The organism is Streptomyces sp. NBC_00045 (assembly GCF_045041095.1).
Lineage (GTDB): Bacteria > Actinomycetota > Actinomycetes > Streptomycetales > Streptomycetaceae > Streptomyces.
In genome coordinates this window covers 4,343,292-4,362,730 of the sequence record NZ_CP108271.1, presented here as the reverse complement: position 1 = coordinate 4,362,730, position 19,439 = coordinate 4,343,292, and the positions used below count along the sequence as shown (strand labels likewise).

16 protein-coding genes, 1 tRNA gene and 1 pseudogene are annotated in these 19,439 nt (G+C 69.6%); 5 read left to right on the top strand and 13 right to left on the bottom strand.

Translation table 11 applies throughout. From position 1 onward, the window contains the following. Nucleotides 1–11: 11 nt before the first annotated feature. Nucleotides 12–683 (bottom strand): nucleotide exchange factor GrpE, encoded by a 672-nt coding sequence (gene grpE, locus OHA65_RS20460; RefSeq protein ID WP_327284527.1) that lies wholly within the window; start codon nt 681–683, stop codon nt 12–14. Continuing rightward, a complete protein-coding gene (dnaK, locus tag OHA65_RS20455; protein ID WP_327284526.1) occupies nt 683–2,527 on the bottom strand; it encodes a molecular chaperone DnaK in 1,845 nt (614 codons plus the stop codon). Before dnaK ends, grpE begins: the two co-directional genes overlap by 1 nt. Before the next feature lie 205 nt (nt 2,528–2,732). On the opposite strand from dnaK, the gene OHA65_RS20450 reads away from it, so the two are divergent. Further along, nucleotides 2,733–3,314, top strand: a complete 582-nt coding sequence (locus OHA65_RS20450) for a sugar transferase (protein ID WP_327284525.1) — start codon at nt 2,733–2,735, stop codon at nt 3,312–3,314. Between the two features lie 110 nt (nt 3,315–3,424). After that, nucleotides 3,425–5,674 (top strand): annotated as a pseudogene (locus OHA65_RS20445) ((Fe-S)-binding protein); the annotation flags it as partial. Between the two features lie 721 nt (nt 5,675–6,395). On the opposite strand, the gene OHA65_RS20440 reads toward OHA65_RS20445, so the two are convergent. Together OHA65_RS20440 and OHA65_RS20435 are read right to left on the bottom strand one after the other, a co-directional pair. After that, complete coding sequence (locus tag OHA65_RS20440; RefSeq protein WP_327284523.1) at nt 6,396–6,905, bottom strand: hypothetical protein; 510 nt, start codon at nt 6,903–6,905, stop codon at nt 6,396–6,398. A 24-nt stretch (nt 6,906–6,929) separates the two neighbouring features. After that, on the bottom strand, nt 6,930–7,127 hold the full coding sequence (locus OHA65_RS20435; protein ID WP_328763278.1) for a hypothetical protein: 198 nt from the start codon (nt 7,125–7,127) through the stop codon (nt 6,930–6,932). Between the two features lie 349 nt (nt 7,128–7,476). On the opposite strand from OHA65_RS20435, the gene OHA65_RS20430 reads away from it, so the two are divergent. After that, entirely contained in the window at nt 7,477–8,388 is a 912-nt protein-coding gene (locus OHA65_RS20430; protein ID WP_327284522.1) for a Yip1 family protein, read from the top strand. A gap of 80 nt (nt 8,389–8,468) precedes the next feature. Here the strand turns inward: OHA65_RS20430 and OHA65_RS20425 are convergent, their stop codons facing one another. Both OHA65_RS20425 and dcd read right to left on the bottom strand, forming a co-directional pair. Further along, the gene (locus OHA65_RS20425) at nt 8,469–8,966 is read right to left on the bottom strand and encodes a phosphoribosyltransferase (RefSeq protein ID WP_327284521.1); all 498 of its coding nucleotides are present in this window, start codon (nt 8,964–8,966) and stop codon (nt 8,469–8,471) included. Continuing rightward, nucleotides 8,963–9,550: a dCTP deaminase gene (gene dcd, locus OHA65_RS20420; RefSeq protein WP_327284520.1), complete on the bottom strand. Its 588-nt coding sequence runs from the start codon at nt 9,548–9,550 to the stop codon at nt 8,963–8,965. Before dcd ends, OHA65_RS20425 begins: the two co-directional genes overlap by 4 nt. A gap of 480 nt (nt 9,551–10,030) precedes the next feature. Here dcd and OHA65_RS20415 point away from each other — a divergent pair. After that, nucleotides 10,031–10,101 (top strand) — tRNA-Gly (locus OHA65_RS20415). 744 nt (nt 10,102–10,845) lie between these two features. Next, a complete protein-coding gene (locus tag OHA65_RS20410; protein ID WP_405762254.1) occupies nt 10,846–11,817 on the top strand; it encodes a LuxR C-terminal-related transcriptional regulator in 972 nt (323 codons plus the stop codon). Nucleotides 11,818–11,840: 23 nt separating this feature from the next. Here the strand turns inward: OHA65_RS20410 and OHA65_RS20405 are convergent, their stop codons facing one another. The 7 genes from OHA65_RS20405 to OHA65_RS20375 all read right to left on the bottom strand — a co-directional run bounded on the left by OHA65_RS20405 (nt 11,841) and on the right by OHA65_RS20375 (nt 19,269). After that, complete coding sequence (locus OHA65_RS20405) at nt 11,841–12,116, bottom strand: hypothetical protein (protein WP_329314152.1); 276 nt, start codon at nt 12,114–12,116, stop codon at nt 11,841–11,843. Between the two features lie 174 nt (nt 12,117–12,290). Then, complete coding sequence (locus tag OHA65_RS20400) at nt 12,291–12,563, bottom strand: hypothetical protein (protein ID WP_329314150.1); 273 nt, start codon at nt 12,561–12,563, stop codon at nt 12,291–12,293. Between the two features lie 86 nt (nt 12,564–12,649). Then, a complete protein-coding gene (locus OHA65_RS20395) occupies nt 12,650–13,876 on the bottom strand; it encodes an ABC transporter permease (protein WP_329314148.1) in 1,227 nt (408 codons plus the stop codon). After that, nucleotides 13,873–14,754, bottom strand: coding sequence for an ATP-binding cassette domain-containing protein (locus OHA65_RS20390; RefSeq protein WP_329314146.1), 882 nt, complete (start codon nt 14,752–14,754; stop codon nt 13,873–13,875). Before OHA65_RS20390 ends, OHA65_RS20395 begins: the two co-directional genes overlap by 4 nt. Then, nucleotides 14,754–15,710 (bottom strand): thiopeptide-type bacteriocin biosynthesis protein, encoded by a 957-nt coding sequence (locus OHA65_RS20385; RefSeq protein ID WP_405762251.1) that lies wholly within the window; start codon nt 15,708–15,710, stop codon nt 14,754–14,756. The genes OHA65_RS20390 and OHA65_RS20385 overlap by 1 nt, the downstream gene beginning before the upstream one ends. Further along, nucleotides 15,707–18,148: a lantibiotic dehydratase gene (locus tag OHA65_RS20380; protein ID WP_405762250.1), complete on the bottom strand. Its 2,442-nt coding sequence runs from the start codon at nt 18,146–18,148 to the stop codon at nt 15,707–15,709. The genes OHA65_RS20385 and OHA65_RS20380 overlap by 4 nt, the downstream gene beginning before the upstream one ends. After that, a complete protein-coding gene (locus OHA65_RS20375) occupies nt 18,145–19,269 on the bottom strand; it encodes a PqqD family protein (RefSeq protein WP_405762248.1) in 1,125 nt (374 codons plus the stop codon). The genes OHA65_RS20380 and OHA65_RS20375 overlap by 4 nt, the downstream gene beginning before the upstream one ends. Between the last annotated feature and the right edge of the window lie 170 nt (nt 19,270–19,439).

Here is a 19,439-nt window from a genome sequence, read left to right as displayed (position 1 = left end):
CCGTACGGATGTCAGCCCTTGTCGGGGGCATCCGCGTCCTTGTCCGAAGGCGATTCGCCGTCCGCGGACTCGGACTTGGGGGCCGCCCCCGGCTGGGGCTCGGCCACCGCGACCCGCGCGGGGCGGATCGTACGCTCGCCGATCCGGTACCCCGGCTGCAGGATCGCCACGCAGGTCGTCTCGGTGACGTCCGGCGCGTACGAGTGCATCAGGGCCTCGTGGATCGTCGGGTCGAAGGGCTCGCCCTCCTTGCCGAACTGCTGCAGCCCCATCTTGGCCGCGGCGGTCTCCAGCGATTCGGCCACCGACTTGAAGCCGCCGACCAGCTCGCCATGGTCCCGCGCCCGGCCGATGTCGTCCAGGGTCGGGAGCAGCTCCGTCAGGAGGGACGCGACCGCGATCTCCTTGACGGCGATGCGGTCCCGCTCCACCCGGCGGCGGTAGTTCTGGTACTCCGCCTGGAGCCGCTGGAGGTCCGCGGTGCGCTCACCGAGCGCGGTGCGGGCCTGGTCCAGCTGCGCCAGCAGAGCCGTCTCCTGGGCGGACGGTGCTCCGGAGTCCCCGGCCGGGGCCGCGGCCTCCTCCTCGGAGGAAGCTGCGGCCTTCGGCTCGGCGGCGTCGTCAGGCGTGGCGCCGGTGGGGACTTCGGGCTTCTCCTCGAAACCCGGGGTCTCCTCCGACATCAGGCAGCGCCGCCCTTCGGCTTCTCGTCGTCGACGATCTCGGCGTCGACGACGTCGTCGTCGGCCTTGGCCTGCTCCGCGCCGGGGGCGCCGGCGGACGCCTGGCCGGCCTGCGCGTCGGCGTAGATGGCCTGGCCGAGCTTCTGGCTGACCGCGGCGAGCTTCTCAGTCGCGGTGCGGATCTCGGCGGTGTCCTCGCCCTTGAGCTTGTCCTTCAGCTCGGCGACGGCGGCCTCGACCTCGGTCTTGACCTCGGCCGGGACCTTGTCCTCGTTGTCCTTGACGAACTTCTCCGTCTGGTAGACGAGCTGCTCGCCCTGGTTGCGGGACTCGGCCGCCTCCTTGCGGCGCAGGTCCTCGTCCGCGTACTGCTCCGCCTCCTGGCGCATGCGGTCGACCTCGTCCTTGCCGAGCGAGGAGCCGCCGGTGACGGTCATCTTCTGCTCCTTGCCCGTGCCAAGGTCCTTGGCCGTGACGTGCATGATGCCGTTCGCGTCGATGTCGAAGGAGACCTCGATCTGCGGGACGCCACGCGGGGCCGGCGGCAGGCCGGTCAGCTCGAACATGCCGAGCTTCTTGTTGTACGCCGCGATCTCGCGCTCACCCTGGTAGACCTGGATCTGCACGGACGGCTGGTTGTCCTCGGCCGTCGTGAAGATCTCGGACCGCTTGGTCGGGATCGTGGTGTTGCGCTCGATGAGCTTGGTCATGATGCCGCCCTTGGTCTCGATGCCGAGGGACAGCGGGGTCACGTCGAGGAGCAGGACGTCCTTGACCTCACCCTTGAGGACACCGGCCTGGAGGGTCGCGCCGATGGCGACGACCTCGTCCGGGTTGACGCCCTTGTTGGCGTCCTGACCACCGGTGAGCTCCTTGACGAGCTCGGCGACGGCCGGCATGCGGGTGGAGCCGCCGACCAGGACCACGTGGTCGATCTCGGACAGCTGGATGCCGGCGTCCTTGATGACGTTGTGGAACGGGGTCTTGCAGCGGTCCAGGAGGTCCGCGGTCAGCTGCTGGAACTGGGCGCGCGTGAGCTTCTCGTCCAAGTGCAGCGGGCCCTCGGCGGAAGCCGTGATGTAGGGCAGGTTGATCGTGGTCTCCGTGGAGGAGGACAGCTCGATCTTCGCCTTCTCGGCGGCCTCGCGCAGACGCTGGAGCGCCATCTTGTCCTTGGACAGGTCGACGCCGTGGCCGTTGGCGAACTGCTTCACCAGGTAGTCGACGACGCGCTGGTCCCAGTCGTCACCACCGAGGTGGTTGTCACCGTTGGTGGCCTTGACCTCGACCACGCCGTCGCCGATCTCCAGGAGCGACACGTCGAACGTGCCGCCACCGAGGTCGAAGACGAGAATGGTCTGGTCGTCCTTGTCCAGGCCGTAGGCCAGGGCCGCGGCGGTCGGCTCGTTGACGATGCGCAGGACGTTCAGGCCCGCGATCTCGCCGGCCTCCTTCGTCGCCTGACGCTCGGAGTCGTTGAAGTAGGCCGGGACGGTGATGACCGCGTCCGTGACCTTCTCACCCAGGTAGGCCTCGGCGTCGCGCTTCAGCTTCTGCAGGATGAAGGCGCTCATCTGCTGCGGGTTGAAGTCCTTGCCATCCAGGTTGATCTTCCAGTCAGTGCCCATGTGGCGCTTGACGGAGCGGATGGTCCGGTCCACGTTCGTGACCGCCTGGCGCTTGGCCACCTCGCCGACGAGGACCTCGCCGTTCTTGGCGAAGGCGACGACGGACGGCGTGGTCCTGGCGCCCTCGGCGTTGGTGATGACGGTGGGCTCGCCGCCTTCGAGAACGCTGACGACGGAGTTAGTGGTGCCCAGGTCGATGCCGACCGCACGTGCCATTTTGATTTCCTCCAGCTGACTTGAGTGGAACAGACTCAACCATGCCGCATGGCTCCGCACACGTCAACAGAGGTGAGTGGAGTCGACTCAACTTTTATCCCGGACTTAAGCTCACGCACCGCTCCCGGGGGCCGAGCGGGCGATGCTCGCCCGGCGCACTGCGCGGCACCGCGGAAACCACCGGAGGCGCGGGCAGGGTGCCCCCATGCCGCTGCCGCCGCTCACGTTCCCCCCGATCCGGCCGTTACACCTGCTCCGGGCGGTACGCCCGCCCCGGGCGGCACACCTGCGCCGACCGGGCGTGCCCGCGAAGCGGGTGGTCGACCTCCTCGGGGCCACCGCGCTGCTCGGACTGTTCGCGCTGCCGCTGCTGACCGTCGCCGCCCTGCTGTACGCGACCCAGGGCGGACGGGCCCTCGTACGGCACCCGGCGGCCGGGCTGGCCGGACGCCCGTTCCGGACCTGGCGGCTGCGCACGGACGCGGCGGGACGACTGGGGGCGACCGTGCAGCGGTGCGCCCTGGACGGGATGCCGCAGCTGCTGAACGTGCTGCGCGGCGAGATGTCACTGGTCGGGCCGCGCCCGGAGGCACGCACGGACCGGGCCGACCGGCTCCTCGTACGGCCCGGAATGACCGGTTTGTGGCAGGTCAGCGCACGCTCCGACCTCCCCTGGGAGGAGATGGCCCTGCTGGACCGGCACTATGTGGAGAGCCATTGGCTGGGGATGGATCTCGCGATCCTGGCTCAGACCCCTCGGGCGGCCTGTCGACACAGGCATGCCTGAGCGACACAGATCACCGCTCGCTCACCTACATTGCGGCGCGGGGAATGGGTAACCTCAAGCCTTGACTCAATAAGTTACCGCTTAGTAAGTCCCGCCCGAGGAGCCCTCCCATGCAACTCGCCGCGATCATCGTGTCGCTGGTCCTGACCGTGGTCGGCGTCGCGCTGCTCGCCCGAGCCGTGGCGCAGATCTACCGGTTCGTGAAGCTCGGACAGCCCGTACCGGCAGGCAGCCGTACGGACAGTCCGAAGGCACGAACGCTCACCCTGGTCCGGGAGTTCCTCGGCCACAGCCGGATGAACCGCTGGGGCATCGTCGGCTTCGCGCACTGGTTCGTCGCCATCGGCTTCCTGACGCTGCCGCCGACGCTGTTGCAGGCGTACGGCCAGCTCTTCCAGGCCGACTGGGTGCTGCCGATCGTCGGCGACTTCCTGCCGTTCGAGCTGTACATCGAGTTCATCGGCGTCATGACGATCCTCGGCATCGCCGTGCTGATCGCCATCCGACTGCTGTCGCTGCCCTCCCGGGCGGGCCGCAAGTCGCGCTTCACCGGCTCGAAGGCCTGGCAGGCGTACTTCGTCGAGTACGTCATCCTCACCATCGGCCTCGCGATCCTCACCCTGCGCGGCCTTGAGGGCGCGATCCACCACGTGGACTCGTACGAGCCGGCGTACTTCGCCTCGTACCCGCTGGTGCTCGCCTTCCAGAACCTCTCGCTCGACACCCTCCAGAACGCCATCTACTTCACCGCGATGATCAAGATCGGCGTCTCGCTGATCTGGATGATCGTCGTCTCGCTGAACACCAACATGGGTGTCGCCTGGCACCGCTTCCTCGGCTTCCCGAACATCTGGTTCAAGCGCAACGCCGACGGTGCGACCGCGCTGGGCGCGCTCCAGCCGATGACGAGCGGCGGCAAGGAGATCGACTTCGAGGAGCCGGGCGAGGACGACGTCTTCGGCGTCTCCCAGGTCGAGCAGTTCTCCTGGAAGGGCATCCTCGACTTCTCCACCTGCACCGAGTGCGGCCGCTGCCAGTCGCAGTGCCCCGCCTGGAACACGGGCAAGCCCCTGTCCCCCAAGCTGCTGATCATGTCGCTGCGCGACCACGCCCACGCCAAGGCGCCGTACCTGCTCGCAGGCGGCGGCAAGACCATGGAGGGCGAGGAGAAGGCGACCGCCGAGCAGCTGAAGGACGTCCCGGCGGCCGCCCTGGCCGAGGCGGAGCGCCCGCTGATCGGCACCGCCGAGGAGAACGGCGTCATCGACCCGGACGTCCTGTGGTCCTGCACCACCTGCGGTGCGTGCGTGGAGCAGTGCCCGGTCGACATCGAGCACATCGACCACATCGTCGACATGCGCCGCTACCAGGTGATGATCGAGTCCGCGTTCCCGTCCGAGGCGGGCACGATGCTCAAGAACCTGGAGAAGAAGGGCAACCCCTGGGGCCTCGCGAAGAAGCAGCGCGTGGAGTGGACCAAGGAGGTCGACTTCGAGGTCCCCATCGTCGGCAAGGACGCCGAGGACCTCTCCGAGTACGACTACCTGTACTGGGTCGGCTGCGCGGGTGCCCTGGAGGACCGGGCCAAGAAGACGACGAAGGCCTTCGCGGAACTCCTCAACATCGCGGGCGTCAAGTTCGCGATCATGGGCGGCGACGAGAAGTGCACGGGTGACTCCCCGCGCCGCCTGGGCAACGAGCCGCTGTTCCAGCAGCTCGCCCAGGAGAACGTGGCCATGCTGAACATGGCCTTCGGCGAGGACGACGAGGACCCCTCGACGAAGAAGCCGAAGTCGGCGAAGCGGATCGTCTCGACCTGCCCGCACTGCTTCAACACCATCGCGAACGAGTACCCGCAGCTGGGCGGCGAGTACGAGGTCATCCACCACACGCAGCTGCTCCAGCACCTGATCGACGCGGGCCGGCTGCTGCCGGTGACGCCGGTCGACGGGCTGATCACCTACCACGACCCCTGCTACCTGGGCCGGCACAACAAGGTCTACACGCCGCCGCGCGAAATCATGTCCGCCGTGCCGGGCCTGCGGCAGCAGGAGATGCACCGCCACAAGGAGCGGGGCTTCTGCTGTGGCGCCGGTGGCGCGCGGATGTGGATGGAAGAGCGCATCGGCAAGCGCATCAACAACGAGCGCGTGGACGAGGCCCTGTCCCTCAACCCGGACATCATCTCCACCGCCTGCCCGTTCTGCCTGGTGATGCTGACCGACTCGGTCAACGGCAAGAAGAACGACGGCCAGGCGAAGGAATCCGTCCAGGTCGTCGACGTGGCGCAGCTGCTGCTGGAGTCGGTCAAGACCCCGGGCCCGACGGAGGAAGAACTGGCGGCGGAAGCCGAGGCCGCGGCGAAGGCGGAAGCCGAAGCCAAGGCGAAGGCGGACGCAGAGGCCAAGGCGAAGGCGGACGCAGAGGCCAAGGCGAAGGCCGAAGCGGAGGCCAAGGCCAAGGCAGACGCCGAAGCGGAGGCTGCGGCCGCTGCCGAGGCCAAGGCCAAGGCGGAGGCCGAGCCCGCTGTCGAAGCCGAGGCCGAGGACACGGCGGAGGCCGCGCCGAAGGCGGAGGCGGAGGCGGAGGCGGAAGCCGACGCCAAGCCCGCCGCCGAGGCCAAGGCCCAGGACACGGCGGAGCCGAAGGCCGAGGCGGAAGCCGCCGCGGAGGCCGAGCCCGCTGTCGAAGCCAAGGCTCAGGACACGGCTGAGGCCACGCCGAAGGTCGAGGCGGAAGCCGACACCGACGCCAAGCCCGCCGCCGAAGCCAAGGCCCAGGACACGGCGGAGGCCGCGCCGAAGACCGAGGCGGAAGCCGACGCCGACGCCAAGCCCGCCGCCGAGGCCAAGGACACGGCTGAGCCGAAGGCCCAGGACGAGACCAAGGCCGCGCCGAACGCGGGGGCGGAAGCCGACGCCGGGGCGGCGGAGGCTGCGGGCGAGGGCAGCAGCGCCGGCGCCAAGTAGTCCGTACGCAACAACGCCGGTACGGCCGGTCCCCCGCTCGGGGGACCGGCCGTACCGGCGTTCCGGGGGTCCGGGGCGCGCCCAGCCGCCGGGAAGGGACCCGCGGCGCCCGTCAGGACCCCTCGGCCCGCCCCCGCTTCAGCAGCGCGAAGCCCAGCCCGGCCGCCCCCACGGCCGCCCCCACGGCCGTCATCCCCCCGCTGGCGGCGACCAGCATCGGCGTATCACCCGTCGACGCCCCGACCCCCTCCGCCCCGGCCTTCACGCCGCCCTTCGGCACCACGCGCTCCCCCGGCTCACCTGCCTTCTCGACCTTCTCGACCTTGGCGGTCTTCTCCGCCTTCTCCGCCGTGTACTTCTCGATCAGCTTCCCGTCGAACCCGTACACCCAGCTGCTCCTGCCGCCCGTCCCGTCGATGACGACGAACTTCACGCGCTTCCCGTCCTGCACGAGCCGGTACGTCCAGCCGTCGTTCTGCTCGCGCGGATGCTCCGGATCGACCGTCCCGAGCGGGTTGCCGTTCGGGACGGAGATCTCGACGCGCTTGCCGTTCGGGCCGTCGATCAGCTTGGCGATCCGTCCGTCCGGCATGGTGATCCGGACCGAGCTCTCCTTCTTCACCTCGGGCTTCGGCTTCGGCTCGCCCTACCTCCACGACGTCACGGTCCCGTCCGGCCGGAGGACGACGTGGAGCCCGTCGTTCTGCCCGTACGCCGGGGTGCCCCCCTTGCTGACCAGCGTGCCCAGCTTCGTCGACCCGGCGAAGACGCCGGCCTCGAAGCGGTCGGCGCCGACCTCGTACACCTTGGCGACCGAGCCGTCCGCGAGCTTGACGGTGGTCACGAAGGCCCGCGCCGGCTCGGCCTCCTCCGGCCCGGTCGGGGTCGTCGGCGAAGACAGCGGCGGTACGAAGGGTGGTACGGCGGGTGCTACGCATGTGGGGCGCCCTCTCGTGCTCGTGCTCGTGCTCGTGCTCGTGGTCTACGGCGACGAACTCGAAGCTACGGAGCCTATATCTGCGCATTCCGCCGACAACGTAATGAACCATCGAAAGTCGCCCCACAACCTCGCAAACCGGACATGGAGCCAACCCCCCAGGGTTCCCCTAGGGGATGTCACAGGTCAGCCGCAAACGGTGCTTATTCCGGCGGCCCGCCCACCACGCCCCCCGGGACCAGGTACGTTCGATCACGTGGCTGGATTCAGGATCGGACGCGGCAGGGACAACAACCGCGCTCCCCAACAACCCCCGCGGCAGCAGCCGTACGGTCAGCAGCAACCGCCGCAGGCGCCGTACGGTCAGCAGCCCTACCCTCCTCAGCAGCAGTGGCCTCAGCAGCCCGCCGCCGGAGGCCATGGCGAGCCCGAGTACTTCGACCCGTACGGACAGCAGCAGCCGCCTCCCCAGGCGCAGCAGCAGCCCCCGTACGGCCACGGGGGCGGCGGCGGTGGCTCGTACGCGAACGACAACCCGGGGCACACCCAGGTCTTCGCGTACGGCGAGGACCCGTACGGCCAGGGCGCGACGTACCAGGCGGGCGCCGCGGCGGCCGCACCGACGGGTCCGCGGCTGCCGTGGAAGGAGCTGCTCCGCGGCATCGTGATGCGGCCCGGGCCGACGTTCCACCAGATGCGCGACTACGCGGTCTGGGGCCCGGCGCTGATCGTGACGTTCCTGTACGGCCTGCTCGCGGTCTTCGGCTTCGACGACGCCCGCGCGGACGTCATGAAGGCCACCCTCGCCAACGCCGTCCCGATCGTCCTCAGCGCGGGCGTCGCCTTCGTCGTCTGCGGTCTGCTCCTGGGCGTCGTCACTCACACCCTGGCCCGCCAGCTGGGCGGCGACGGCGCGTGGCAGCCGACCGTGGGCCTGTCGATGCTGGTCATGTCCATCACGGACGCGCCGCGCCTGGTGTTCGCCGTGTTCCTCGGCGGGGACAACATGTTCGTTCAGGTGCTGGGGTGGGCCACGTGGGTGGCGGCCGGGGCACTGTTCACCTCGCTCGTCAGCAAGTCGCACGACCTGCCCTGGCCGAAGGCACTGGGCGCGTCCGCGATCCAGCTGGTCGCACTGCTGTCGATCATCAAGCTGGGCACGCTGTAGGCACGCAGCAGGCAACGGAAAGGGCCCCGGTGGGAAACCACCGGGGCCCTTTCGGCATGCGACAGAGGAGACGGTCCGGCTCAGGCGTCGAGGACCTGGCCCTCACGCTTCACGACGGGCGGCTCGACCGACCACGGGAAATTGATCCACTCGTCGGTCTTCTTCCACACGTACTCGCACTTCACGAGCGAGTGGGACTTCTCGTAGATCACGGCGGAGCGGACCTCGGCGACGTGGCCCAGGCAGAAGTCGTGGACGAGCTTCAGCGTCTTGCCGGTGTCGGCCACGTCATCGGCGATGAGGACCTTCTTGTCCGTGAAGTCGATCGCCTCGGGCACGGGGGCCAGCATGACCGGCATCTCCAACGTGGTCCCGACGCCCGTGTAGAACTCGACGTTCACGAGGTGGATGTTCTTGCAGTCGAGCGCGTACGCCAGGCCGCCGGCGACGAACACACCGCCGCGGGCGATGCTGAGGATGATGTCGGGCTCGTAGCCGTCGTCGGCGATGGTCTGCGCCAGCTCGCGGACGGCGCGGCCGAAGCCCTCGTAGTTCAGGTTCTCTCGTACTTCACTCATGCCTCGTGCCTCACCTGAGTGCGGTGGAAGTTCTGGAAGGAGCGCGAGGCCGTCGGACCGCGCTGGCCCTGGTACCGCGATCCGTACCGCTCGCTCCCGTACGGGAACTCTGCCGGCGAGCTGAGCCGGAACATGCACAGCTGCCCGATCTTCATCCCGGGCCACAGCTTGATCGGGAGGGTGGCGAGGTTCGACAGTTCGAGCGTGACGTGCCCCGAGAACCCGGGGTCGATGAACCCGGCGGTCGAATGCGTCACCAGCCCCAGGCGGCCCAGGCTGGACTTCCCCTCCAGTCTGGAGGCGATGTCGTCGGGCAGCGAGATGACCTCGTAGGTCGACGCGAGCACGAACTCGCCCGGGTGCAGGATGAAGGCCTCGTCACCCTCCGGCTCGACCATTCGGGTCAGGTCGGACTGCTCGACCGCCGGATCGATGTGGGCGTAGCGGTGATTCTCGAACACCCGGAAAAAGCGGTCGAGACGTACATCGATGCTGGAGGGCTGCACCATCGACTCGTCGAACGGGTCGATGCGAACCCGTCCGCTGTCGATCTCGGCCCGGATGTCTTTGTCTGAGAGAAGCACGTCCCGAGGATACGCAGTGCGCACGGACCACCCGCAATCGAGAGGGCGGCCCGCGCGCCTCGCCGCCTATCGCTTGACGGCCGCCCCGACCGGCACGGCATGCCTCAGCCGCGCACACCGCGGGCACCGCAACAGCCGCCCGGGCCCGATCCGGCCGGCACCGAGGTGCTGCAGCGGGAACGAAGCGGTACTGAAAACGTGCCCCTCGGCACAACGGACGACGGTGTTCTCCATCGAGTCCCTTTCCCCAACCTGCCGTACTACGACGAATCGCCACATTAGGGGATGATCGCGACCTGCTCCAGCCGCCACTCCAACACCGGGGAAGCACCACCGCGCACGGGTACGTTACGCCCCAACTCCCGCCCCCACGACTGTCGGTGCACCCCACACACGACGACGACCCCGCGGCCGATTCACCGGGGGTCGATCATGGGGTAGAGTGTGCAAAGATACCGCTCCAGGCAACTGGAACGCTGTGCGGATGTAGTTTAATGGTAGAACATGAGCTTCCCAAGCTTATAGCGCGGGTTCGATTCCCGTCATCCGCTCTTCAACGAAGCCCCAGGTCAGAGACCTGGGGCTTCTGTGTTGCCCAGACCTCTCCACCCCTCACGTGCCAGATCCGTGCCAGAGGCGAAATCCTTGGCCTGGCCTTGGCCCGCAGCGCCTGCACCCGGGCATTGATCCCCGGCGCACAAGGGACTCAGTAACCATCGCAGCAGTCCGAAGAACCTCCGCACCAGTGGATTGCAGCGCAGGGCACATGCCTCGAACGGTGCGTGCCACAACTGCCCTCACGGTGAGTCGAATCGAGCGCCGAGTTGCCGCTGACAGCCACCCGGCGGCGCGAGCCTGTGGACGGTGGCGGCCATGCTCGACCGGCGGGTGCGGAGGGGCTCGACGGCCCGGTCCGCCGGTCGGCGTTGGGCTTCTGGATAAATCCCGGCGTGCGCCTTCATCGGCCCCCGCGCCGTCCAAGGCTCACCGCGACCACGACCAGCGCCTCGCCCTGACTCACGCCTGCCGTTAAGAATCCGATAAAAGAATCCGCGATCCCCCGGGCCGACCTGCCCGAGGCCGGGAGGAAGCGTCACAGGTTCGGTACAAGAGACGCCGATGACGCCGGTTGTGCCTGGCTTGTGGGCTGTTGAGCCAGGGATTGCAAGGGATGTTCGGGATCTCGCCGACCTTTCAACAGAATCCACTGTCACCAGTCGGCGTTACGATCAGATCTCGATCAACGGACGAACGATTCCGGTCGATTTTTTCAGGCGTCATCAGGGGGAAATTGGATGGCACAAGGTGAGCTGTCGCACCTGGGAGTCACAGATGACGAGGAGCTCGTCTACCGCGCGGTGTTGCGCTCCCCGGGTACGGGCTTCGAGGCGCTGGCCCTGAACGTGGGGATGGACAGCTCCGGCCTGCGTGAGGTGCTGGACCGCCTGGAGAAGGGCGGCATGGTGACCGAGGCCGGTGTCCAGGGCTTCGAGGCGACCGACCCCTTTTTGGTCATGGAACGGCTGGTCGAGTGCCGACTTGCGACACTCCAAGAGGAGCTCCAGCAGGTCATCTCCTCACGGAGGCTGGTCAACGTACTGCTCGACGACCAGCGGGAGGGCCAGCGGCAGTCCTTGCCGGACGGAGTCGAACGGGTCGAGGGCGCCGACCGGGTGCGCGCCCGTATCGACGAACTGGCCTTCTTCGTGCACCACGAAGTGGCGTCCGTCCAGCCGAACGGCCCGCTGACCGCGGCAGCCATCGAGGCCGCGAAGGAGGCGGACCTGCGGGCGCTGCGGCGCGGTACGACGATGCGGACCATCGTGCGCACCGACGCCCTTGCCGACCGGCCGACCGCCGACCACCTGTCGGAGCTGGCCGCCCAGGGCGCACAGATCCGCACCCTGGACGGGCCGCTGGAGCGCATGCTGATCTTCGACCGGCGCACCGCGCTAGTGCCGATCGACCCGCAGGAGACCTCCCGGGGGGCACTGGTCGTGCACCAGCCCGGGATGATCTCCAGCCTCATGACGCTCTTCGAGCGGTTCTGGTCGACCGCAAAGGGCCTGGACCAAGAGCGGTTGACCGATTTCGAGCAGCAGGTGCTGCAGACGATGGTCCGCGTGGACAAGGACGAGGCCGGCGCGCGCGAACTCAGCATCTCCGTACGGACCTACCGCGGCCACATCGCCCAGCTGCTGCGCCGGCTCGGCGCGACCAGCCGCGCCCAGGGAGTGCTGGCGGCCCGCGACCGAGGGTGGCTCTGACCACGGCGAACGGCCGCCGGGGATCAAGGGCTGCAGGTGACCGAGGGCTCCGGCTGAGCGGCCCAGGTCCAGGCCCGCAGACCCGGGTCCATGAACGCCCGCTCGATGATCTGGTGAGCGGACTTCCCGTCCTCCGTCGGGATCAGGACATCCAGCGTGAACTGGCCGCCGCCGATCAACGGGGTCGGGCGCCACTGCGACGGCAACAGAGCGACGAGTCTGATGCAGGCCGTCTCCGGCAGCAGAAGGGTGCCGCCCGTGTCCGGACGGGCTAAGGCCTGAATCCTCAGAGTCACCATGGAAGTCCTCTTGGTGCTGTCGTACATCAGCCGCGTTTGCCCTGCCTGCCCCTGAGATTGTCTCAGACCCCCTTCGGGGCAGCGGGGGGTGACTGCTCACCCGTGCCGATGGACCGCCTCCCCGGCTCCGGGGAGGCGGTCCCATGCGGAGCGGGCCCCAGGGCCCGGGCGGAGTCAGGCGTTGTTGACGACCTCGGCCACGCTGAGCCGTGTGAGGCTGTCCGGGCTCAGCCGGTGGCCCTCGACGACCAGGTACTGGTCCGCTCCGCCGGTGCGGAGCACCTGGGCGTTCTTCGCCGCCGGGGCGAAGTCGGGGTTCCCGCCCTGGGCTGCCGTCAGCGCGAACGCGCGGGCCTGGTCCAGGGTCATCGGCTCGGAGGTGCGGATCTCGGCGCCGTACTTGTTCTTGGTCAGGCCGATCTCGGCCACGACGACGTAGTTGCTCATGGGGAAACCCTTCTTTTCGTTCTCTGTGGGGTGCAACCGGCCGGGGTTGGCCCTGGCCGGTTACGGTGCGGACCGGGTATCCGGTCCTACGCGCCCGTGGGCTGAGCGCCCGCAGGCTCGGTACGCGCCGCTCGCAGCGAGGCGAGGAGGGACAGCCGGCTGCCGGTGTGCAGCACCGACGACCGGTAGGCGCGAGCCGCGATCCGGATGGTGAGTGCCGCGAAGGCCAGCGCGATCGCGAGCGAAGCCGCGATCTCCCACCACGCGGCGGTCCCCGCGAAGACCCGCGCTGGCATCGTGACGGTGGAGGCGATCGGGACGAAGGAGGCGATGGTCACGACCACGCCCTTGCCCACGATCGAGCACATGTAGGTGGCGGTGATGAGCAGCTGGAGCGGGGCGGTGGCCGACTGCATGTCCTGCGTACGGGAGGCCAGGGCCCCCAGGCCGGCGAACAGGCAGCAGACCGTGCCGAAGCCAATGACGTAGAACACCAGGAACCAGCCGCTGGACGCGACGATCGACCCCAGATGCGGAATCCCGCCGACCAGGACCGCTGTGAGCAGTCCTGAAGCAGTGAAGAGGGCCATCTGGGCGATACCGAGGAAGACGTTGCCGACCACCTTCCCGACGAGGAGCGAGCGGGTCGGGATCGCGGCGAGCAGCACCTCGACTACCCGGGACTCCTTCTCCTCTACCACACTGTTGGCCGTCGCGGTGCCGAAGAGCTGGCAGGACAGGAAGAAGAGGAGGCCGAAGGCGAAGGTCACGCCGTACTGGAACTCAGCCTGGTCGGAGCCGGAATCCAGCTCCACCGGGATCAGCTGGGAACCGCGCAGCACCTCGGGCAGCGCGACGCCGAGGGCCTGCGCGTTGTGCTGCATGGCCTGGGCCGCCACCGCCTGGGCGAGGTAGCCGTGGAGCGCGGCGTCCGGCTTCCCCTTCGCCTCCAGCCGCCAGACGGGACCACCTGCCGCGTCCTCCTGCACCAGGAAGGCGTCGACCTCCTCGTCCTTCACCGCCTGCTCGGCGGCCGCCCGGTCGGGCAGGCTCCGCGTCTCGAACTCGGCGTCCGGCGCGGCCTGGGCCGCGGCCGAGACGGCCTGGGCGGCTGCGGGAGAGGTGACGGCGACCTCGTAGCTCGTGGTCTTGCCGGAGAGGAAGTGCAGGGCCACCACGCCGCCGACGATCAGGACGACCATGGCCACTGTGGATATCCACAGCGCCTTGCCGCGGCTACGGACCCGGATCTCGCGCTGCGCCACCCGCAGCCAGATCGGTGAGGTCTTGGAGCGCTGCTGAAGCCCGGTCACCGGGTCACCTCCTTGTAGATCTCCGACAGCGGTACGGGAACCTCGCCGAAGTGGGTCACGGGCCCGCGTACGAGCGCCTCGCGCAGCACGGCGTCCGCCGCTCCCGCGTCGGACGGAACGAACTCCGCGCGCCCGTCGTTCACCGACAGGACCTCGATCTTCTCCGCGTCACCGATCCACCCGCCGACAGCCGGTGCGTCGATACGGATGACCGTGCTGTGCCCTGCTCGCAGAGCCGGGGCCGTTCCGGATGCCACGATCCGGCCGCCGGAGAGGATGACCAGCTCGTCGCAGAGCTTCTCCACCAGGTCGAGCTGGTGGCTGGAGAACAGCACGGGGACACCGTCGTCGCTGCAGGAGCGGATCAGTCCGCTCAGCGCGTCGACGGCTTCCGGGTCGAGACCGGAGAACGGCTCGTCGAGGACCAGGACTTCCGGCCGGTGCATGAGCGCCACGGCGATCTGGGCGCGCTGCTGGTTGCCCAGCGAGAGGTCCTCCAGCTTGTCGGCACCCCGCTGCTCCAGACCGAGGATCTCCAGGATCTCGTCCGCCCGGTCCGCCGCCTGACGTGAGGTCATCAGATGCAGCGTCCCGAAGTAGACGAGCTGCTCCCGCACGGGCTGGCGCGGGTAGAGGCCGCGCTCCTCCGGTATGTACCCGAAGGTGCGGCGCTGCTCGGTGGTCAGGGTCGAGCCGTTCCAGATGATCCGGCCGCTGTCCGGGGCGAGCAGGCCCATGATGATGCGCATCGTGGTCGTCTTGCCGGCACCGTTCGACCCGACGAAGCCTGTCAGCTTCCCGGGGGTCAAGGCCATCGTCACGTTGTCGAGGACCTGACGATCCCCGAAGGCCTTTCTGACATTGTGCAGTTCCAGCACTACGACTCCTCAGAGCGGACGGGGGAGAGGGACAAGGCGGTCATCGCCGGCACGGGCTCCGGGCGTGACGCGGCCGACAGCGACACCAGGGCCTCTTCCACCGGCACGATCCCGAGCCGGTTCAGCGAGAGGTGCAGGTGGTGGAAGGCCAGGTAGAGCGGCTTCTGCTGCGGCCCCCGATCTTCGATACCGGTCAGCATATCGGCGCACAACCTGTTGATCATTTCGCCCATGGGGCCTGCCGTGCAAAGCCGTTCGGTCCGGTCCATCACGGCGGGCCCCAGCTGCTCGTACGCGGCGCGCAGGCCGGTGTCGCGGGTGGTGCCATCGGCGGGCGGCGCGTGCCGAAGGCCCGACCACCAGGCGTAGTGGGTACGGAGGAACCCGGCCCGCTCCTCATCGGCGAGGCCGAGCCGGTCGAGAAGGCTCGTCATCACCAGGTGGCCCACGGCGAGCCGGTGCTCAAGGGTGCCGTCCGACTCGGTCAACAGGCGCAGAACGGTCGCACTGGACGCCTGGAAGGTGCGCTCCGCGACCTCCAGGTAAGGGGGGCCGCCCCATTTGGCGTACTCGGGCTCGTAGAGGTCGAGCCGCACCTCGGGCCGCCCCTGCGCCTGCCCGGACGGCAGGCCTCCGCCCAGGGCGCCCAGCGCGGGCAGGGCGGTCGGCACACGTTCCGGCCGGTCCGCGAGGGCCTCCAACTGACCGGTCAGCGCGGCACGCTGCTCCGCCAGGGCGTCGGCCGCCGGTCCCGTGAGGCGGAACCGCAGGCGGATGTGAGCGCCCGTGGTGTCCAGGTAGCGCAGGAAGAACCACCGCGTGGCGGTGGGCGCGACCTGCGCGACGAGCGGGGCCACCACGTCCGTCAGGGTCGCGTCGAGCAGGTCGAGCCTGCCCGGGTACAGCTTGAGGTAGAGCCACGTGGGGTGGTCCGCCGTCGTGGGTGCGTGGTTCATCGACTGTCTCCGGAAGAGCGGTCCCAGGCCAGGAAACTGACGTGCTCACAGGTGCGCGGGCCGTCGGGACCGGCGACCCAGGCGTGCTCCCGGCCCGGCAGTGCCTCCTCGACCCGGAGCGTGTGCGCGCCGGCGATCAGCGGGAGCGCGGTGGCGACGGCGTGCGGCGAGGACAGGTCCAGCCACATCGGTTTGCGCCGGTTGGCGTCGAGCGGGTCATCGCCCAGGGCGAGGAAGAACACCTCGTGGGGCAGCTGCCAGTAACGCCGCCACTGGTCTACGCGCAGCAGGTGCGCGGCCGTCGGCTCACCCCGCTCGGGTACGGGGAAGGAAGCAGCGGGGAATACCCAGCGGGCCCGCCGCAGCACCACTCGGTCTGCGGTCTCGCGGGGGGTCCTGACGGTCTCGGTGGTTCCGCCTGCGTAGGCCTGGGCGCGCAGGAACGGGTGATTGTCCCTGGTCAAGGGCGAGCGGTCGAGCCACGGGTCCATGACGGCCAGGGCCAACCGGGCAGCGCCCGTCGCGATGTGGGACGGGACGATGCCGGTGTACACGGGCGCGACCGGGCGGCCGGAGGTGTCCTCGAACTCCAGGGTGTCGGTGGCGGCATCGTGCCGCAGGACGAGCTGGTCGAAGCCGAGGGACCCGGCGCGGCGGCGCTGGCGCTCCGCGGGCCACCGGAGCTCGGGCAGGTAGCCGGCTCCGGCGTGCTGGAGGTTGTTGACCTGGCCGGAGAGCGAGAGGGTGCGGATCTCGCAGCCGGGGAAGAGCTCCTCCAGCCAGCCCATCTGGGCCTCGGCCACGGCCTCCTCCCCCAGGATGCGGCCGAACCGGGTGACGAGACCGCCCAGGGCGCTCCCGAACTGGTTGACCACCATGCGGTAGCCGCCGTCGCGGACGGCCTCGGCACTGTCCGCCGAGATCTGGTAGAGCACCGCGGTCGACGGCGGGGCCGAGGTGCGTCCCACGGGGAGGAAGGCACGTTCGTCCTGCGCGGAGGCGGGCGCCATGTCCCGCATCCGTGCCTGGTGGAAGGCGACCTTGAAGGCGCTGTCGGCCTGAAGCTCCATGAAGAACCCGGCCGCGTTCTCGCACCGGCCGCCCGCCCCGTACCGGGTACGGAAGGCCTCCAGTACGGCGTCGTAGACGTGCGAACGGATCAGGTACGGGCGCAGCGCGGAGGCCACCGTCTCCAGGTCGGCCGCCACCGTATGCGGCAACGGTCCGACCAGGTCGGGGGTGGACGCGTCCTCGTGGACCAGCTGGCCGTTCCAGCGCGGGGCTCCGCAGAGGTCGGCGAGCCGGTCGGCCTGCGCGCGCAGGGCGGGCAGCAGGCGGCGGCGGTCGCCCGGCCCGGCCGCGGCGACGGCGCGGACCCCGGTCTCGAACGCCATTAGCGCGTCGGCGAGCGCCGGGGCGTCCTCGGCCGCGCTGCCCAGCAGCGCGTCGGCCAGGTCGATCAGCGGGGCCCGGCTGCCCTGCTCCCAGGGCACGACCGGGACGAGCAGGCCCGTCCGTACGTACCGGGCCAGCCTGGCTGGGGGGAGCGAGGCGGGGTGGGCGTCGTTCAGCTCGGACAGTTCCGCCTGGTAGAGGCCGGCGTCGACGATCCTCTCGGTGGACCAGAGGAAGCCGCCGGTGTCGGAGAGCGAGGTGAGGACCACCGGGGTGCGTCCGGGACGGGACGGGACTGGGCAGGCCGGGGCGTACGCGAAGGCGTCGGCCAAACGCGGGGTGGCCGCGAGTTCCGTGAACAGGCTGTGGACGAGGCCGATCGGTACCGCCGTCTCGCTGCGCTCGGCGGGCTCGGTGGCGGGCCCCGGGTGCAGGGCGACGGTGGTCAGGCGACTCAGCGGGCTGGGCTTCAGAGCGGCCCGTACGAGATAGCTCAGCAGGGTCCGGGCGGTCCGGGTGCCCGGCTTCAGCTCGGCGGCGGAGGCCTTCTCCGGCAGGTGCGCCGAGACCAGCGGCAGGGACAGCGCCAGCGGGCCCCCTTCGAGGTGGGTGCGCAGTGCGTCGGCGGTCGCCGCTTCGCAGCCCGCGATGGCCTCCTCCAGCTCGGCCAGCTGCCGCGCCAGCTCCTCACGGGCGCTCTGCCAGCGCTTCAGCTCGGCGTCGGGAACGCCCGCGTCGCCGAGGAAGGCGAGGTCGGCGGCGGTCGGAACACCGCCGCGGTGCGCGAGCCGCCGCAACTTCAGCAGCCGGCGCCGGGCGCCCTGCTCGGCGAGGGGGACCAGAGGGAAGATCGCGTCGGTGAGCGGGGTGACGGCGACGTCGAGTGCGGCCGCGGCGGCGGCGTAGCGGTCCAGCTGTACGCGTACCGGCTCGCTGAGGGTCAGCGCCGTGGCGGGCAGCCCACTCACCCGGTCGAGCCGGAACGACGCGGACAGTACGCGCTCCGTCCCGGGTTCCGTCCCGGAAATCGTCCTGGGATTCACGGCATCAGCCTCACGGCGAGGGAGAACAGGTTGAACACGATCAGCCCGGCGGCGAGCAGGGTGTAGAGCAGACTGAGCGCGAAGTAGCAGACGTAGCCGGCGCGTACCCGCCCCGGGACCGACCGGAGGTACAGCGGCAGCGGCTTGCAGGTCACCCGGTGCAGGACGTACGTGAGCGCACGGCCGCGCATGTTGATCGACCCCAACGCCGCCTCAAGGGCGTGGTAACCGTCGCTGGGGAAGAGCGGGTTGATGTTCGCGATCACCGACAGCAGCTGGAAGCCCAGCAGGATGCGGAAGAACAGGGCCGCGTCGCCCGACGTGTTGAGCGCCACGGCAGCCCACGCGCCCGCGAACGCCAGGTCGCAGAGCGGTCCGACCAGGGAGATCAGCACCCGGCCGAAGCGGCCCTGGTGCCGGTAGCTGTCGGTGCGGTCGACGTAGGCCATCGGGAAGAGGTAGAGCATCAGCCCGACGCCCGCGTCCTTGGGCGTGACCCGGTTGTAGGCCATCGCGACCGCGTGGCAGGACTCGTGCACCGCGATCTCGGCGAGCATCACCGCGACGGCGGCGATCACCATCCAGGCCGCCGGCTCGCCGGTGCCCGCGGAGGAGCCGAGGGCGAGCACGGCCAACGGCACCGCGAGCAGGGGGACGGCCAGCAGCAGCGTGGCGGGAAGCCAGGCCGGGAGGCGCCGCAGCAGATCCGCCACCGGACCGGCGTACCGGTTCGGGTCGCGGACCAGGGGGAATCGCTTGACCAGGTCGAGCCTGCCGTACTTGACGGCCTTCTCGGTGCCGGTGGCGGGCAGCGGCTCCAGGTTGAGCACGGAGGCGCGGCGCAGGTCGGCGAGGAAGTCGGGGAGGATCGCGCGGATCTGTTCGTTCTGCTTGGGGTAGCGCTCCGCGAGCAGGTTCATGAGCTCCCTGCCTGTCATGCCCTCACCCAGATGGCGCAGGATGGCCAGCCCGCTGGGCGAGATGTTCAGGTACCGCCCAGCCGGAGTGATCAGCATGGTGCGGCCCCCGGCGCCGGTGGTGATCTCGACACCCTCGCGCATGCGCAGCGGCTCGGTGTCGAGCCACGGATCCATCACCGCGGTTTCGTGGCCGGATGACACGTGCTGTCCTCGCTCTCGATGTCTTGATCACGTGTGTTCTCGGACGGATCGAGTCCGTTCCGAGCGGGTCTCTGCGAGACTCGCGAAGTGGGGAGCCGCGTCGGTAGCAACGACGCGGCTCCCCGCCTTCTGGTCACCGCTCGGCGCGAGCGCCGGTCCTCAAGGGGAGG